14 protein-coding genes, 1 tRNA gene and 1 pseudogene are annotated in these 16,195 nt (G+C 71.4%); 12 read left to right on the top strand and 4 right to left on the bottom strand.

Annotation, left to right across the window (positions count from 1 at the left end):
• Positions 1-13 precede the first annotated feature (13 nt).
• Both ACN27C_RS28045 and ACN27C_RS28040 read left to right on the top strand, forming a co-directional pair.
• Positions 14-1,744, top strand: coding sequence for a CTP synthase (locus ACN27C_RS28045; protein ID WP_120570446.1), 1,731 nt, complete (start codon positions 14-16; stop codon positions 1,742-1,744).
• Positions 1,745-1,778: 34 nt separating this feature from the next.
• Positions 1,779-2,384 carry an NUDIX domain-containing protein gene (locus ACN27C_RS28040; RefSeq protein WP_013285591.1) on the top strand — a complete coding sequence of 202 codons (606 nt, stop codon included), beginning with the start codon at positions 1,779-1,781 and terminating at the stop codon, positions 2,382-2,384.
• Positions 2,385-2,449: 65 nt separating this feature from the next.
• Here the strand turns inward: ACN27C_RS28040 and ACN27C_RS28035 are convergent, their stop codons facing one another.
• Positions 2,450-2,764 (bottom strand): TM2 domain-containing protein, encoded by a 315-nt coding sequence (locus ACN27C_RS28035; RefSeq protein ID WP_254663846.1) that lies wholly within the window; start codon positions 2,762-2,764, stop codon positions 2,450-2,452.
• Positions 2,765-2,989: 225 nt separating this feature from the next.
• Between ACN27C_RS28035 and ald the strand changes: the two genes are divergently transcribed.
• From ald to ACN27C_RS27990, 9 genes are all read left to right on the top strand, one after another.
• Positions 2,990-4,105, top strand: a complete 1,116-nt coding sequence (ald, locus tag ACN27C_RS28030) for an alanine dehydrogenase (RefSeq protein ID WP_018788824.1) — start codon at positions 2,990-2,992, stop codon at positions 4,103-4,105.
• Between the two features lie 11 nt (positions 4,106-4,116).
• Entirely contained in the window at positions 4,117-5,088 is a 972-nt protein-coding gene (locus tag ACN27C_RS28025) for a site-specific tyrosine recombinase XerD (protein WP_357896216.1), read from the top strand.
• Between the two features lie 194 nt (positions 5,089-5,282).
• Positions 5,283-6,206 carry a ParA family protein gene (locus ACN27C_RS28020; RefSeq protein WP_013285595.1) on the top strand — a complete coding sequence of 308 codons (924 nt, stop codon included), beginning with the start codon at positions 5,283-5,285 and terminating at the stop codon, positions 6,204-6,206.
• Positions 6,207-6,247: 41 nt separating this feature from the next.
• On the top strand, positions 6,248-7,315 hold the full coding sequence (locus tag ACN27C_RS28015; protein WP_422749222.1) for a segregation and condensation protein A: 1,068 nt from the start codon (positions 6,248-6,250) through the stop codon (positions 7,313-7,315).
• Between the two features lie 4 nt (positions 7,316-7,319).
• A complete protein-coding gene (scpB, locus tag ACN27C_RS28010) occupies positions 7,320-8,291 on the top strand; it encodes an SMC-Scp complex subunit ScpB (protein WP_422749220.1) in 972 nt (323 codons plus the stop codon).
• Positions 8,278-9,048: a pseudouridine synthase gene (locus ACN27C_RS28005; protein ID WP_030274358.1), complete on the top strand. Its 771-nt coding sequence runs from the start codon at positions 8,278-8,280 to the stop codon at positions 9,046-9,048. Before scpB ends, ACN27C_RS28005 begins: the two co-directional genes overlap by 14 nt.
• Positions 9,049-9,219: 171 nt before the next feature.
• Complete coding sequence (cmk, locus tag ACN27C_RS28000; protein ID WP_252453470.1) at positions 9,220-9,900, top strand: (d)CMP kinase; 681 nt, start codon at positions 9,220-9,222, stop codon at positions 9,898-9,900.
• 58 nt (positions 9,901-9,958) lie between these two features.
• Positions 9,959-11,368 carry a ribosome biogenesis GTPase Der gene (gene der / locus ACN27C_RS27995; RefSeq protein ID WP_120570441.1) on the top strand — a complete coding sequence of 470 codons (1,410 nt, stop codon included), beginning with the start codon at positions 9,959-9,961 and terminating at the stop codon, positions 11,366-11,368.
• A gap of 138 nt (positions 11,369-11,506) precedes the next feature.
• A tRNA-Pro gene (locus ACN27C_RS27990) sits at positions 11,507-11,580 on the top strand.
• 84 nt (positions 11,581-11,664) lie between these two features.
• On the opposite strand, the pseudogene ACN27C_RS27985 reads toward ACN27C_RS27990, so the two are convergent.
• A pseudogene (locus ACN27C_RS27985) lies at positions 11,665-11,900 on the bottom strand (hypothetical protein); the annotation flags it as partial.
• A gap of 69 nt (positions 11,901-11,969) precedes the next feature.
• Between ACN27C_RS27985 and ACN27C_RS27980 the strand changes: the two are divergent.
• Positions 11,970-12,521, top strand: a complete 552-nt coding sequence (locus ACN27C_RS27980; protein ID WP_422749217.1) for a pyridoxamine 5'-phosphate oxidase family protein — start codon at positions 11,970-11,972, stop codon at positions 12,519-12,521.
• Positions 12,522-12,562: 41 nt separating this feature from the next.
• Here ACN27C_RS27980 and ACN27C_RS27975 read toward each other — a convergent pair whose 3' ends face one another.
• Both ACN27C_RS27975 and ACN27C_RS27970 read right to left on the bottom strand, forming a co-directional pair.
• Entirely contained in the window at positions 12,563-12,838 is a 276-nt protein-coding gene (locus tag ACN27C_RS27975; RefSeq protein WP_422749215.1) for a protein-arginine deiminase family protein, read from the bottom strand.
• Positions 12,839-12,875: 37 nt separating this feature from the next.
• Positions 12,876-15,875: a BTAD domain-containing putative transcriptional regulator gene (locus ACN27C_RS27970; protein ID WP_422749213.1), complete on the bottom strand. Its 3,000-nt coding sequence runs from the start codon at positions 15,873-15,875 to the stop codon at positions 12,876-12,878.
• Positions 15,876-16,195: the final 320 nt, after the last annotated feature.

Genomic DNA, 16,195 nt, shown 5'->3' with positions numbered 1-16,195 from the left:
ACGGGAGCAGGCCTTGGCCCCAACAGCACGGACGACCAGGCACATTTTCGTCACCGGGGGCGTCGCCTCCTCGCTGGGTAAGGGCCTCACCGCCTCCAGCCTCGGCAGTCTGCTGACCGCGCGCGGACTGCGCGTGGTGATGCAGAAGCTCGACCCGTACCTGAACGTCGACCCCGGCACGATGAACCCGTTCCAGCACGGCGAGGTCTTCGTCACCGAGGACGGCGCCGAGACCGACCTCGACGTCGGCCACTACGAGCGGTTCCTCGACCGGGACCTCTCCGGCAAGGCGAACGTCACCACCGGCCAGATCTACTCGGCGGTGATCGCCAAGGAGCGGCGCGGGGAGTACCTCGGCGACACGGTTCAGGTCATCCCGCACATCACCAACGAGATCAAGGCCCGGATCCGCGGCATGGCCGACCCGGACGCCGACGGCCAGGTGCCCGACGTGGTGATCACCGAGGTCGGCGGCACGGTCGGCGACATCGAGTCGCTGCCGTTCCTGGAGTCGATCCGGCAGATCCGCCACGACCTGGGCCGGGACAACTGCTTCTACCTGCACGTGTCGCTGGTGCCGTACCTGGCGCCGTCGGGCGAGCTGAAGACCAAGCCGACCCAGCACTCGGTGGCGCAGCTGCGCAGCATCGGCATCCAGCCCGACGCGCTGGTGCTGCGCTGCGACCGGGAGATCCCGGACAAGGTCAAGGAGAAGCTGTCGCTGTACTGCGACGTCGACCGGGAGGCGGTCACCGCCGCGCCGGACGCGCCGAGCATCTACGACATCCCGAAGGTGCTGCACCGGGAGGGCCTCGACGCGTACGTGGTGCGCCGGCTCGGCCTGTCGTTCCGCGACGTGGACTGGACCCGCTGGGACGACCTGCTGGAGCGGGTGCACCAGCCCCGGCACACGATCACCGTCGCGCTCGTCGGCAAGTACGTCGACCTGCCCGACGCGTACCTGTCGGTGAGCGAGGCGATCCGGGCGGCCGGGTTCGGCCACCGCGCCCGGGTGCAGCTCAAGTGGGTGCCCAGCGACGACTGCGTGACCCCGGCGGGTGCCGCCGCCGCGCTGTCCGGCGTCGACGGCATCGTGATCCCCGGCGGCTTCGGCGTCCGTGGCATCGAGGGCAAGGTCGGCACCGCCCGGTACGCGCGGGAGAACGGCATCCCGCTGCTGGGCCTCTGCCTCGGCCTGCAGTGCATGACCATCGAGGTGGCCCGCCACCTGGCCAACCTCGACGGGGCGAACTCCCTCGAATTCGACGAGGAGGCGGTGCACCCGGTCATCGCCACCATGGCCGACCAGGAGGACATCGTCGCCGGTCGCGGTGACCTGGGCGGCACCATGCGGCTCGGTGCGTACCCGGCGAAGCTGGCCGAGGGCTCGATCGTCGCCGAGGCGTACGGCAGCACCGAGGTCAGCGAGCGGCACCGGCACCGGTACGAGGTGAACAACGCCTACCGCGACCAGCTCACCAAGGCCGGCCTGACCATCTCCGGCACCTCGCCGGACGGGCGGCTGGTCGAGTTCGTCGAGCTGGACCGCAACCTGCACCCCTTCTTCGTGGCCACCCAGGCGCACCCGGAGCTCAAGAGCCGGCCCACCCGTCCGCACCCGCTGTTCGCCGCGTTCGTCGGCGCGGCAGTGGCGTACTCGCAGGCCGACCAGCTGCCGGTGGACCTGGACGGCGCGTCGAAGAAGGCCGCCCGCGGCGGTGGCGCGAAGGCGTCCGCGAAGTGAGCGGCCGGTCCACGCGAGCGTGCGGGGAGGCGGCGTGAGCGGCGTCGAGCACCGGTACGAGGTGACCGGCCGCCGGGAGATCTGGTCCGGCCGGATCTTCTCCGTGGTCAGCGACGACGTCACCATGCCCGGCGGCGGCAGCGCGACCCGCGACTACGTGCGGCACGTCGGTGCGGTCGCGGTGGTGGCGCTCGACGACGCCGGTCAGGTGGTGCTGATCCGCCAGTACCGGCACCCGGTCGGCCGGCACCTGTGGGAGCTGCCCGCCGGGCTGATGGACGTCGGCGGCGAGGACCTGGCCGCCGCCGCGCTGCGGGAGCTGGCCGAGGAGGCGGACCTGACCGCGGGCCGCGTCGACGTGCTCGTCGACCTGCACAGCTCGCCCGGGTTCGCCGACGAGGTGGTGCGGGTCTTCCTTGCCCGCGACCTGGCCGACGTGCCGGCCGACCAGCGGCACGACCGGCACGACGAGGAGGCCGACCTCCAGGTGGTCCGGGTGGACCTGGACGAGGCGGTGCGGATGGTGCTGGCCGGCGAGATCACCAACGCGTCCTGCGTGGCCGGGCTGCTCGCCGCCGCCCGCGCCCGCGACACCGGCTTCACCGAGCTGCGCCGCCCGGAGGCGCCGCTGCCGCGCTGATCCGCAGACGACGAGGGGCCGCCCGGCGCGCAGTGCGCCGGGCGGCCCCTTCGGTTTGCCGCAAGTCAGTCGCGCAGCGGGCGTCCCTGCCCGTCGACACCGCCGTTGACGAGGATCAGGATGCCGTCGACGAGGCCCCAGATCGCGCCGAAGCCGCACGTCACGAGCGTGACGATGAGCTGGATGACACCGGTCTTGGTGTCGCCCATGTAGAACCGGCCGATGCCGAAGCCGCCGAGCAGGATCTGGAGAACACCCGCGACGACCTTGCTCTTGTCCGAGACGCCCTGCGGGTACTGCTGATAAGGAGTGGTCATGAGCGGACACAATAGTGATCGGTTCACGTCCTGTCGGCCTCGCCACCCAGCCGGTGGGAAGATGTCATCGAAGTTTGTCCTCTCGGCGGATGGCGTCTCCACCGGGCAGTCCGAGGCATGCCTGACACACCGTCAGGACCAGCGGGCACCGGATGTCACAGTGTCGCCGTCCGTGGGCTTCCCACGGGCCTAGACTGCCGCCGGCGGGACAGGAGGACCGCGCCGGCAACGGAGCCGGTGCGGCCACGCAGTCGGGGGTGAGCCGCCCCGGAGGAAGGTGTCTGCATCGTGAAGGTCGGAATCCCCCGCGAGGTCAAGAACCACGAGTACCGGGTGGCGATCACGCCCGCCGGAGTCAACGAGTTCACCCGCCACGGCCACGAGGTCTTCGTGGAGGCAGGCGCCGGAGTCGGTTCCAGCATCACCGACGACGAGTTCGCCGCCGCGGGCGCGAAGATCCTGGCCACCGCCGACGAGGTGTGGGACACCGCCGAGCTGGTGCTCAAGGTCAAGGAGCCGATCGCCGAGGAGTACCACCGGATGCGCGAGGGCCAGGTGCTGTTCACGTACCTGCACCTGGCCGCGTCCCGCGAGTGCACCGACGCGCTGGTCGACCGGAAGGTCACCGGCATCGCGTACGAGACGGTCGAGCTGCCCGACCGGTCGCTGCCGCTGCTCGCACCGATGTCCGAGGTGGCCGGCCGGCTCGCCCCGCAGGTGGGCGCCTTCTACATGATGCGCACCGGCGGCGGGCGGGGCGTGCTGCCCGGCGGCGTCTCCGGCGTGTACGCGGCCAAGACCGTGGTCATCGGCGCGGGCGTGTCCGGTCTGAACGCCGCCGCCATCGCGCTGGGCCTGCAGTCCGAGGTGCTGCTGCTGGACAAGAACGTGGCCCGGCTCCGCTCCGCCGACGCCATCTACCGGGGCCACCTGCAGACCGTCGCCTCCAACGCGTACGAGATCGAGCGGGCCGTGCTCGACGCGGACCTGGTCATCGGCGCGGTGCTGGTGCCCGGCGCGAAGGCCCCGAAGCTCATCTCCAACGAGCTGGTCTCCCGGATGAAGCCGGGCAGCGTCCTCGTCGACATCGCCATCGACCAGGGCGGCTGCTTCGAGGACTCGCGCCCGACCACGCACGCCGACCCGGTCTACAAGGTCCACGACTCGATCTTCTACTGCGTGGCGAACATGCCCGGTGCGGTGCCGAACACCAGCACCTACGCGCTGACCAACGTCACCCTCCCGTACGCCCTCGAACTGGCCAACCAGGGCTGGCAGCAGGCGCTGCGCAACGACCCGGCGCTGGCGCTGGGCCTGAACACCCACGCCGGCAAGGTCGTCTACGGCCCGGTCGCCGAGGCGCACGGCATGGACGTGCTGCCGCTGGACGAGGTGCTGAGCTGACCGAGACCGCTGTGCGCGCGGCCGGCGCGGAACCCGCGCCGGCCCTGCGCCGTGCGGTCCGGACCTACCTGGACCACCTCACCGTCGAACGCGGGCTGTCCGCGAACACGCTCGCCTCGTACCGCCGGGACCTGGACCGCTACCTCGCCACGCTGGCCGCGGCCGGGGTGGACGACCTGGCCGCCGCCGGGCCCGCGCAGGTCGAGGCCCACCTGGCCCGGCTGCGCGCGGGCGACGACGACCACCCGCCGCTCGCCGTCTCCTCGGCCGCCCGCGCGGCCAGCGCGGTCCGCGGCCTGCACCGCTTCGCGCTGCGCGAGGGACTGGCCGGCGCCGACCCCAGCCGCGACGTCCGCCCGCCCGCGCCGCCGCGCCGGCTGCCCCGCGCGCTGCCCGTCGACGCGGTCCTGCGGCTGCTGGAGGCCGCCGGCCCGCCCGGCGCCACCGGCGACCCCGCCGCCCGCGCGCTGCGCGACCGGGCGCTGCTGGAATTCCTGTACGGCACCGGCGCGCGCATCTCCGAAGCGGTCGGCGCCGCCGTCGACGACCTCGACCTGGACGCCGGCACCGTGCTGCTGCGTGGCAAGGGCGGCCGGACCCGGCTGGTCCCGGTCGGCGGGTACGCGGCCGACGCGCTGCGCGCCTGGCTGGTGCGGGGCCGCCCGGCGCTGCTCGCCGCCGGGCGCGGCACCCACGCGGTGTTCGTGAACGCCCGCGGCGGCCCGCTCACCCGGCAGGGCGCCTGGACCGTGCTGCGCAGCGCCGCTGCCCGCGCCGGCCTGCCGGTCGACGGACCCGATGCGGTCTCCCCGCACACGCTGCGCCACTCGTACGCCACCCACCTGCTCGACGGCGGCGCGGACGTGCGAGTGGTGCAGGAACTGCTCGGTCACGCCTCGGTGACCACCACCCAGGTCTACACATTGGTGACAGTGGAACGGCTGCGCGAGGTGTACGCGACAGCCCATCCCCGGGCTCGCTGAGCGCCGGCGTCGGGGGACCCGGCTGACGGGCGGCCGACACGCCGACCCGCTACCGAACGTGCTGCTGGCCGGTGGCGTACAGTCGGCATCGGCGCGGGCCTCCAGGTACGACGGACCGGGGGTGCGCAGCGGCGCCGCGAGGGACGTCGGACGGCTCCGACGCCGGGTGGTCGTCGGGAGGGGGCAACGAGGACATGGCAGGAAACGGTGACCGTGCCGAGACCTGGACGTCGGAGCTCCGTGAGCAGCAGGCGACGCTCGGTGCCGATCTCGGCCCCGCCGACCCGGCCGCGTACACCATGCGCAAGCCGATCCCCGAACCCATGCCGACCGACCGGCACGGCCCGGCGCGGATCATCGCGATGGCCAACCAGAAGGGCGGCGTCGGCAAGACCACGACGACCATCAACCTGGGCGCGGCACTGGCCGAGTACGGCCGCAAGGTGCTGCTCGTCGACTTCGACCCGCAGGGTGCCCTCTCCGTCGGGCTGGGCGTCAACCCGCACAACCTGGACCTGTCGGTCTACAACCTGCTGATGCAGGACGACGTCACCGCCGAGGACGTCCTGATCAAGACCGACGTGGCCGGGCTGCACCTGCTACCGGCGAACATCGACCTCTCCGCCGCCGAGATCCAGCTGGTCAACGAGGTCGCCCGGGAGATGGCCCTGGCGCGGGTGCTGCGCACCATCCGCAAGGAGTACGACTTCATCCTGATCGACTGCCAGCCCTCGCTGGGCCTGCTGGCGATCAACGCGCTCACCGTCGCGCACGGCGTGCTCATCCCGCTGGAGTGCGAGTTCTTCAGCCTGCGCGGTGTCGCGCTGCTGCTGGACACCATCGACAAGGTGCGCGAGCGGCTCAACTTCGACCTGGAACTCGAAGGCATCCTCGCCACCATGTACGACAGCCGCACCACCCACTGCCGCCAGGTGCTGCAGCGCGTGGTCGAGGCGTTCGGCGACAAGGTCTACCAGACCGTCATCACCAAGACGGTGAAGTTCCCCGAGTCCACGGTGGCCGGTGCCCCGATCACCACCCTCGACCCGGCCTCCTCGGGCGCGCGCAACTACCGGCAGCTCGCCCGGGAGGTCATCGCCGCCCAGGCGGACCGGTAGGTCGCACGCCGGCCGCCCGCCGCGTCGTCTACGGTTTCCCGGTGACCGCACCGCCCCTCGACCCGCCGCACGGCACCGGCGACGCCGCCGTCGCCGCGGAGCTGGCCGCCGAGGTCGACGGTGTGGTGCCCGCCGATCCGGGCACCGGCGAACAGACGAGTGGCTTCACGGTCCGGCTGGACAACTTCACCGGCCCGTTCGACCTGCTGCTCCAGCTGATCAGCAAGCACAAGCTGGACGTCACCGAGGTCGCGCTGCACAAGGTCACCGACGAGTTCATCGCGTACCTGCGCGCCACGGGCGACCAGTGGGACCTGGACGAGACGAGCGAGTTCCTGCTCGTCGCCGCCACCCTGCTCGACCTGAAGGCGGCCCGGCTGCTGCCCTCGGCCGAGGTCGAGGATGAGGAGGACCTGGCGCTGCTGGAGGCGCGGGACCTGCTGTTCGCCCGGCTGTTGCAGTACAAGGCGTACAAGGAGGCCGCCGCGCACATCGCCGAGCTGGAGGCGGTCGGCGGCCGGCGCTACCCGCGGGCGGTCACACTCGAACCGCGGTACGCCGAGGCGCTGCCCGACCTGGTACTCGGCATCGGTCCCGAGCGGCTGCGCAAGCTCGCGGTCAAGGCGATGAGCCCGAAACCGGTACCCGAGGTCTCCATCGCCCACGTGCACATGGTCCGGGTCAGCGTCCGGGAACACGCCGGCATCATCGCCGACCGGCTGCGCCGCGCCGGGATCGCCACGTTCTCGCTGCTCTGCGCCGACTGCGAGATGACGCTCGAGGTGGTGGCCCGGTTCCTGGCGCTGCTGGAGCTGTACCGGCAGGGCCTCGTCGCCTTCGTGCAGGAGCAGGCGCTGGAGGAACTGACCGTCCGCTGGACCGGCCCGGTCGACGGCGAGGCCGAGCTGACCGTCGACGAGTACGCCGGCAGCCCCGAACCCACGACCACGTCCGTCCCCGCCGCCCCGGCCGACGCCGCGGCTGCTCCGGCCGACGTCGGCGCCGGGGTGAGCGACGCCGCCGTGCCGGGCGACGTCGCCGCAGATGCCGCATCCGACGCCGCCGTGCCCGCCGAGGCGGCGGACGAACACGCACCGACGCAGGAGTGAACGGATGAGCGACCAGGAACGCCGCGACTCCCTGGCCGACCAGGCCGCCGCATGGGTGCCACCGTGGGAGCGCCCCGCCCCGCCCCGGCCAGCCCCGGACGATTCCGACGCACCGGCCGAGCACCCGGACCCCGACATCGCGGACACCACCGATTCCCGGGAAGCAGATCTCGACGCGACACCGGATTCCTCGGCGGATCTTGGAAGCGAAGGGCCCTCAGAGGGGCCCATTCCTTCCAAGATCGCCACGGTTCAGGGGGATCTTGGTACGGGGACGCCCCTTGGAGGGCGGGACCGTACCAAGATCTCGGCGGAGAGCGTGACGGAGGACGCGGAACAGCGGGCGAGCGGGGGAGCGGGTGCTGAGGGCGTACCCGCTAAGCGGGGACGGCGGCGGGCCGCGCCGGAACCGGTGCCCGCGCCGGTCCTGGACGACGCGGAGCTGCGCGGCGCCCTGGAGGCGATCCTGCTCGTGGTGGACCAGCCGGTCAGCGAGCTGGTCCTGGCCGAGATCCTCGAACAGGCCCCCGAGCGGGTCGGCGCGATGCTCGACGAGATCGCCGCCGGATACACGGCCGCAGGGCACGGGTTCGACCTGCGCCGGGCCGCGGGTGGCTGGCGTCTCTACACCCGGCCGGAATACGCGACGTACGTGGAACGGTTCGTACTGGACGGGCAGTCCGTGCGGCTGACCCAGGCCGCGCTGGAGACCCTCGCCGTGGTCGCCTACCGGCAGCCGGTGACCCGTTCGCGCATCTCGGCCATCCGGGGTGTCAACTGCGACGGGGTGCTCCGTACCCTGGTGGGTCGCGGCCTGGTCGAGGAGTGCGGCACCGAGGCGGACAGCGGTGCCTACCTCTACCGGACCACCACCATGTTCCTGGAGAAGCTGGGGCTGAACTCGGTGGACGACCTGCCGCCGCTCGCCCCGTTCCTCCCCGACGACGTAGAAGAGCTTGCCGATGCGACGCGATGACCGTGCCCCGAAGCCCGACGCCCCCGTGTACGAGGGCGCCGAGCGCCTGCAGAAGGTGCTCGCCGCCGCGGGGGTGGGTTCCCGGCGCGCCTGCGAAGACCTGATCTTCCGGCGCCGGGTCACAGTGAACGGGCGGGTGGCACAGCTCGGCGACAAGGCCGACCCGGCCCGCGACGTGATCGTCGTCGACGGGGAGCGGCTGCAGGCCGACGTCCGCCTGGTCTACGTGGCGATGAACAAGCCGCGCGGCGTCGTCACCACCATGGCCGACGAGAAGGGCCGCACGGAGCTCGCCGACTTCATCGGCGCGCGGCTGGAGCAGCGGGTCTACCACGTCGGGCGACTGGACGCCGACAGCGAGGGCCTGCTCCTGCTCACCAACGACGGCACCCTCGCCCACAAGCTCATGCACCCGTCGTACGAGGTACTCAAGACCTACCTCGCCGAGGTCGCCGGGCCGATCCCGCGCAACCTGAGCAAGCGGCTGACCGCCGGCGTCGAGCTGGAGGACGGTCCGGTGAAGGTCGACGGGTTCAAGCTGGTCGACACGCTGGGCAAAACCGCCCAGGTGGAGCTGACCCTGCACGAAGGGCGCAAGCACATCGTCCGGCGCCTGATGGCCGAGGTGGGACATCCGGTGAGCCGCCTGATCCGTACCTCGATCGGTCCGATCAAGCTCGGCGACCTGCGCACCGGGCGGATGCGGCGGCTGACCAACGCGGAGGTCGCCGCCCTGTTCAAGGCCGTGGGTGACTGACCCCGACGATCGGGGTACGGCTCCCGGTAGGCTTCGACGCGGTCCGCGGGCCGGCACACGCCGGCCCGGTGGGACGCCCGCGCGGCGCGGGCATGATTCAAGACGGAACATCCGCTCAACGGCGCCCGACAAACCGGGCGACCCGCGAGGTACGGGCTGAGGAGGACAACGGTGGAGGAAAACGTACCGGCCGGGCGATGCGTGGTCGCTGTGGACGGGCCGTCCGGTTCGGGGAAGTCCACCGTGTCGCGGCGACTGGCCACGGGCCTCGGCGCCCGCTATCTCGACACCGGCGCCATGTACCGGGCGCTGACCTGGGCGGTCCTGCGCTCCGGCGTGGAACTCACCGACACCGAGTCGGTGGCCAAGGTCGCCGCCGAGGCCGACCTCCGCATCGGCACCGACCCCCAGGGGTACGCCGTGACCGTCGACGGCACCGACGTGTCCACCGCCATCCGCGGCGCCGAGGTGACCAAGGCGGTGTCCGCTGTCGCCGCCGTCGCCGCCGTACGCGAGCTGCTGGTGGACCGGCAGCGGCGGGTGATCGCCGACGCGGGCCGGATCGTGGTCGAAGGCCGGGACATCGGCTCGGTGGTCGCGCCGGACGCGGAGCTGAAGGTTTACCTGACCGCCTCCGAGGCGGCGCGCGCGAAGCGGCGCAGCGCCGAGGACGCGGCCGACGTCGCGGCGACCGCCGCCGACCTGGCCCGCCGGGACCGGCTCGACTCGACCCGCAAGGTCAACCCGCTCCAGCAGGCCCCCGACGCGGTGGTGCTGGACACCACCGAGCTGGGCATCGACGAGGTCGTGGCTCGCTTGCGCGAGATGCTCACGGAGCGGGGCGTCGCGTGAGCGCGAGGAGTGAGCGGGTTGTGCGAGCCCCGCAGTCGCGAACGAAGGGCGGCTCGGCATGAGCGACAATGACTTCGGTGGCTGGGTGGAGTTGCGCGAGCCGGAGGCCGACTCCGGTGAGCCGACCGGCCCGCAGCCCGTCGTGGCAGTGGTCGGCCGCCCCAACGTCGGCAAGTCCACGCTGGTCAACCGCATCATCGGCCGCCGCCAGGCGGTCGTGGAGGACATCCCCGGCGTGACCCGGGACCGCGTGCCCTACGACGCGCAGTGGAACGGCCGGTCGTTCACCGTGGTGGACACCGGCGGCTGGGAGCCCGACGCCAAGGACCGGGCCGCGGCCATCGCAGCCCAGGCCGAGATCGCGGTGGGCACCGCCGACGTGGTGCTGTTCGTGGTGGACGCCATGGTCGGCTCGACCGACGTGGACGAGGCCGCGGTGAAGATGCTGCGCCGCAGCGCCAAGCCGGTGATCCTGGTGGCCAACAAGGCCGACAACACCAACATCGAGATGGAGGCGACCGCGCTGTGGTCGCTCGGCCTCGGTGAACCGTTCCCGGTGTCGGCGCTGCACGGCCGCGGCTCCGGCGACCTGCTCGACGCCATCCTGGACGCGCTGCCCGAGGCGCCGAAGATCGTGGAGAACCGGCCGCGCGGCCCCCGCCGGGTAGCGCTGGTCGGCCGCCCCAACGTCGGCAAGTCCAGCCTGCTCAACCGCTTCTCCGGCGAGGAGCGGGCGGTCGTCGACTCGGTCGCCGGCACCACTGTCGACCCGGTCGACAGCCTGGTCGAGATCGGCGGCGAGACGTGGCAGCTGGTCGACACCGCCGGCCTGCGCAAGCGGGTCGGCAAGGCCAGCGGCACCGAGTACTACGCCAGCCTGCGCACCGCCTCGGCCATTGAGGCGGCCGAGGTCGCCGTGGTGCTGATCGACTCCAGCGAGGTGATCAGCGAGCAGGACCAGCGGATCCTCACCATGGTCGTCGAGTCCGGCCGGGCGCTGGTCATCGCGTTCAACAAGTGGGACCTCGTCGACGGCGACCGCCGCTACTACCTGGACAAGGAGATCGACCGGGAGCTGCGGCGCATCCCCTGGGCGATCCGGCTGAACCTGTCCGCGAAGACCGGCCGCGCCGTCGACAAGCTCGCGCCCGCGCTGCGCAAGGCCCTGGCGAGCTGGGAGACGCGCATCCCGACCGCGCAGCTCAACCAGTGGCTCACCGCGCTGGTCCAGGCCACCCCGCACCCGGTACGCGGCGGACGCGCGCCACGCATCCTGTTCGCCACCCAGGCCGGGGCGGCGCCGCCGCGGTTCGTGCTGTTCACCACCGGTCCGCTGGACGCCGGCTACCAGCGCTTCGTCGAGCGCAAGCTCCGCGAGGAGTTCGGCTACGAGGGCAGCCCGATCGAGATCTCGGTACGCCCGCGCAAGAAGCTGGGCCCCGGCGGCCGGGGCAAGGCCCACGGCTGACGGGCTCTTCGCTGCACGCCACCCTCCTAGGACGCTCTAGGGGGTGTGGCGCGCGGCGCGGGAGGGGCCTCTGCGCACGGTGCGAAGATCCTGCGCTAAGCTGTACCGGCTGCCGCGGGGGAGACCTGGCGGGGGCATCGGGACGTGGCGCAGCTTGGTAGCGCACTTGACTGGGGGTCAAGGGGTCGTCGGTTCGAATCCGGCCGTCCCGACAGCACGAAAAGAGGCCGTCAACCGGGGTGAAAGCCCTGGTCAGCGGCCTCTGATTCGTATTGGGCTAGTGGGGATTTGCTGATCTAGACGGCGCGTAGCTGGGGACCACCTGGGGGCCGGCGGGCCTTCAAGTGGGCGCTGAGGGCCGCTCCGGCGTCCGTGATCGACTGCCGGTCGGGGTGTAGGTAGCGCTGGGTGTGGTCTGGCGGCGCACCGTCCACATCCACGTTTCCCGGTCGGTGTCCTCGGCCCGCACGCCGGAAACCTCGCCGATCCGGGCGGCGGCGCAGGGCGGCAAATCTATCCATGACGCAAGGTGTCAGGTTTTGGGTGGAGCATGGGTTCATCAGTCGGCGCCGGTGAGAGGCGCGGACCACGGCGCAGACAGATGCGGAGAGACAAGAACTTCATGCGCGAAACCCCAGAAGATCTCGAAAAGCTCCAAGCCCTCCTTGACGCCTCCCTCGCCGGCTCCACCTCCCACCTCCGCTCGATCATCAACACCGCGCGCACACTGAACGCGGAGCAGCTCACCCAGGTCCTCACCGGCATGTGCACCCTCGCTCTGTCCAGCGTGACGGCGAAGGGTGAGCCGCGGATCAGCGGTGTCGACGGGCACTTCCTGCGAGGCAAGTGGTACTTCGGCACGGCGCCCGACGCCGCCAAGGCGCGTCACCTCGCGGCGCGGCCCGCCGTCAGCGCCGCACATATGCGCGGTGAGGACCTCGGCGTCTTCACGCACGGCACGGTGGAGATCCTCAACCCCCCCACCGGCGACCAGGCCACGGACTGGCCGGACGTGCTCGCGTACTTGAAGGACTTCTACGGCGACGACCTCTTCGACTGGGACAACGACGTGGTCTACTACCGGCTGCATCCGCACTGGATGGCCGTCTATGCCCCAGACATCGCAAAGCTCACCGTGGCGTCCGAGCCCTGAGCCCAGGGCCTGCCCTGCCGATCACGGCCACCTTGGTGGATTCATCGAGCGGGACGCCACCAGGGCGTGGTGCCGCCCAGGTCGCGCTGGACGTTGGTGACGCAGTGGATGTCGCCACCGGCCGTACCGACGTAGTGCGGGTAGTCCCAGTCCTCGATCCAGCGGACGCGCACGCCGGCCCGCCCCAGCGCCTCCTCGGTGGCCCGCTGGAATACGTCGTACCCGCCCTGCCGCGGCCCGTGCTGGGCCGGTGCCAGATATCCGCCGGTGCCCGTGCTGATGCCGTTGGCGGCGTCCGGCAAGTACGTGACGGTCAAGTCCTTGGTCGGCGACGCCGGGCCCGGTCACGACAATTCAGTCGTCGAGCGTCTTCAACAGTCCAAGCGTGCGCGACTCGATCAGGCGGTAACCGGCTTCGTTCGCGATGCGTAGCGCGGCCTTGGCGTGCTCGCGAGCGACGTCGGGCTGCTCGGTGGCCAGGCACACCGCCGCGAGCCCTACCAGCGCACTCGCCTCGCACCACACGAACCGGGTCTGCCGGGCCAGGCCGAGCGCCAGGCGGTGTTCCTCGGCTGCCTCTGCCGGCCGTTCAGCGGCCAGCAGCACGCGGCCGTACGCCTCGCGTGCCCACGCCTCGGTGCCGGCGTCGCCGATCTCCTGCGTCAACGCCACTGCACGTCGCGCGTCGGCGCAGGCACCTGGTGCGCGGTCCGTCATCGACCACAACAACGCACGTCCGCTGAGCGCCGTCGCCTCGCCGTACTGATAGCCCAGATCGCGGTTGGCGACCAGCGCCCGGTCGTACAACTCCTCGGCGGCTTCCCGGTCTCCACGGTCGCGGCGGATGCCCGCGAGGTCAACCAGAAGTACCGCTTCGTTGTATCGTGAGCCGCTCCGTTCCGCGCAGGCCAGTGCGTCCCGGATGTGCTGGTCCGCCTGTGACAGCGCGCCGAGCTGCCAGTGTGCGAAGCCGAGGTTGGCGAGGGACATGGCCTCGCCGCCGTCGTTGCGGTATTGCCGGTTGAGCTCCAGGGATTGTCGGGCGCAGTCGATTGCGGCTCGGGGGTTGCCGAGGCGCTGGTGCACCGCGCTGAGATTGTTCAACAGGGCCGTGCGTCCCTCCCGCCACCGGTCATGGGCGTTGATGCGGAGGCCGTCGAGGAGGTGCTGGCGGGCTTCCTCGTATCGGCCGGCGGTGACGTGGGCGAGGGCGATGCTCAGGTGCATGCTGGCCTGGGCTGTCAGGTCGTTCGCGGCCTCCGCGGCGGCCAGCCCTCTGGTGGCTGCGGACAGCCACTCGGCGCGGCGTCCAAGCTGGTGGAACCAGGCGCGTAGGGCGTCGGTGAGCTGCCAGACAAAGCGTGCATGCCCGTGGTCGGCGGCGTGGTTGATCGCCGCGATGACATTGGCTGCTTCTGCGTCCAGCCACGCCGATGCCTCGTCGGCATCGGGAAACGATTGTTGCGGGGCCGGCCCGGGGAGCCTGAGGAAATGGGGGATGAGTTGACGTCCGGCGGCGTCGGCCCTGCTGCGATAGTGCTCAAGCAGACGCTGCCGGGCGTCGTGACGGGTGGTGTCGTCGTCCTCCGTGACGAGCCGGTCCACGGCGTACTGTCGGAGCAGGTCGTGAAACCGGTATCTGTCGCCTCCCTGATGCTCGATCAGGTGTGCGGACGCGAGGGCGCGGAGTGTTCTCGTCGCGACGGGGGGCGCGACCCCCTCGATCGCGGCCGCGACGTGGGCGGTGAAGCTGCCACCGGGGACCAGCCCGATGTGACGGAACATTCGTTGCTGAGCGGTGGGCAGGGCCCGATACGACATCGCGAAGGCCTTCGTGACCGCGCCCTCGTCGGCACCGTCGACGGTCAGGCTGGTGAGAGGACCGCCCTCGTCGAGTTCCTCGGCCAGTCCGGCGATGTGGGGATGGCCGCTCGTCTGCAGGTTCGCTGCCGCTATCCGCAGTGCCAGTGGCAGGTGCCCGCAGAGGTGGGCGAGGCGGGCCGCGGCGCCGGCCTCGACCCGAACGGCCTCGTCGCCGAGCATCGCCGCCAGCAGCCGTACGGAGTCCGTCGGGCTGAGCACGCCCAGCAGCAGAGATCGGGCGCCGGCCCGGACGACCAGCTCACCGAGCCGGCGACGGCTGGTGATCAGAACGGTGCCGCTGGGCGGGATCAGCGGTATCACCTGGTCAGCGTCACGAGCGTTGTCCAGCACCAGCAGAATCCTGCGGCCGGTCGTCGTCGAGCGGAACAGCGAGACCCGGCCGTCCTGATCGTCCGGAACGACGCGGGGGTCGACACCAAGCCCACCAAGTAGCTGTCCGAGCGCGGCGGACGGTGTGACGGGTGGGCGCTCGACGTCGAAGCCGCGCAGGTCGATGAACATCTGACCGTCGGGGAAGGCCTCACGTACCCGATGCGCCCAGCGCACCGCCAGCGCCGTCTTTCCGACTCCGGGGATTCCGCTGAGAACCCAGACCGTCGTGGCGCTGGATCCGCCCGACAGCTGGTCGAGACGGGTCATCTCGTCAGTTCTACCGATGAAACCCGGTACGTCCTGTGGCAGCTCTTCCGGACGGTGCGGGACGCTCGACAGTGCGTCGTCGCGTTCCGCCGGCAGTACCGGATCACCCCTGAGGATGAGCCGGTGCAGGCGGCTGAGCTCGCGCGACGGTTCCAGGCCGAGATCGTCGTTCAGCCGGGTGCGGAGATTGCGGTAGACCTCCGATGCTCGATCGGCCTGGCCCTCGAGGTACAGGGCTGTCATGAGCTGACCGACGAGGCGATGCCGGTAGGGCTGTCCGGCCACCTGGTCGGACACCTCGCGCACCACTCTCCTGGTGCGACCCAGCCGCAGCAGCGCGTCCGCCCGGTCCTCCGCAGCCGTCCAACGGGCCTCGATGAGACCCGAACAGAGCAGTTGGCGTCCGGAATCGTCGACGACGTCGAGCAGTGGCTCACCTCGCCACAGGTCCAACGCCTGGTCCAGCAATTCCACGGTGGTGAGATCGTCGGAAGAGCCTGCGGCCTGCTGGACGAGGGCGGAGAAGCGGTGTGCGTCGACCGTCGCCGGATCGGTGTGCAGCCGGTAGGCGCCGCGCTCGCTCAGCAGATGCGCGGATGCACCGATCTGCCGGAAGGTGGCCCGTAGGCGCGAGACCATGGCCTGCACCGTCGCCCGTGCGCTGGGTGGGGGCGCCTGCGCCCAGATCAGGTCGATGAGCCGGTCCGCAGGTACCGGTCGATTGGCCTCCAGGACGAGCGCCGCCAGGAGCAACCGGGGCTGTCGCCCTCCGATGGCGACGCGGACACCCTCGGACCAGATCTCCACCGGCCCGAGGACCCGAAACTCCATGTGCACCTTCCTGCCGTCGCTGCGTGTGCGGGCCGGCGCGACTCCTCTGCAAGCATTTTGCAAGATCGCTGCATGCGCCGGCCCTGATTATGGTCGAGCCCGCTGACGGTGAGCGGGCGGTACGAGCGTGCGCTTCGCGGCGCGGCCAGCACGGGGTGGCTGCGAACGACGAAGGGTGCGCAGAGTCCGGTGCGCTCATCCGGGGGGCGATGAGCGACGCGTCGCCGGGGTGCGAAGCCTGCTGGCCGAGCACAACGATCCACCGGCCGGACGCGCCGTCCACCGGCCGGCACCGGCACCGGCCGGTCATCCAATAGAGG

Origin of the sequence: Micromonospora sp. WMMD1219 (assembly GCF_049315215.1) — a bacterium.
Taxonomy (GTDB): Bacteria; Actinomycetota; Actinomycetes; order Mycobacteriales; family Micromonosporaceae; genus Micromonospora; species Micromonospora tulbaghiae.
The sequence above is the reverse complement of the archived record's forward strand: the minus strand, read 5'-3'. Positions and strand labels throughout refer to the sequence as shown.

Bases quoted from the DNA above. Each gene is read 5' to 3' on its own strand.
- ACN27C_RS27980 (WP_422749217.1), top strand. From the start codon at position 11,970: ATGCGGAGAGACAAGAACTTCATGCGCGAAACCCCAGAAGATCTCGAA.
- scpB (WP_422749220.1), top strand. From the start codon at position 7,320: ATGAGCGACCAGGAACGCCGCGACTCCCTGGCCGACCAGGCCGCCGCA.
- der (WP_120570441.1), top strand. From the start codon at position 9,959: ATGAGCGACAATGACTTCGGTGGCTGGGTGGAGTTGCGCGAGCCGGAG.
- ACN27C_RS28020 (WP_013285595.1), top strand. From the start codon at position 5,283: ATGGCAGGAAACGGTGACCGTGCCGAGACCTGGACGTCGGAGCTCCGT.
- ACN27C_RS27970 (WP_422749213.1), bottom strand. From the start codon at position 15,875: ATGGAGTTTCGGGTCCTCGGGCCGGTGGAGATCTGGTCCGAGGGTGTC.
- ACN27C_RS28005 (WP_030274358.1), top strand. From the start codon at position 8,278: ATGCGACGCGATGACCGTGCCCCGAAGCCCGACGCCCCCGTGTACGAG.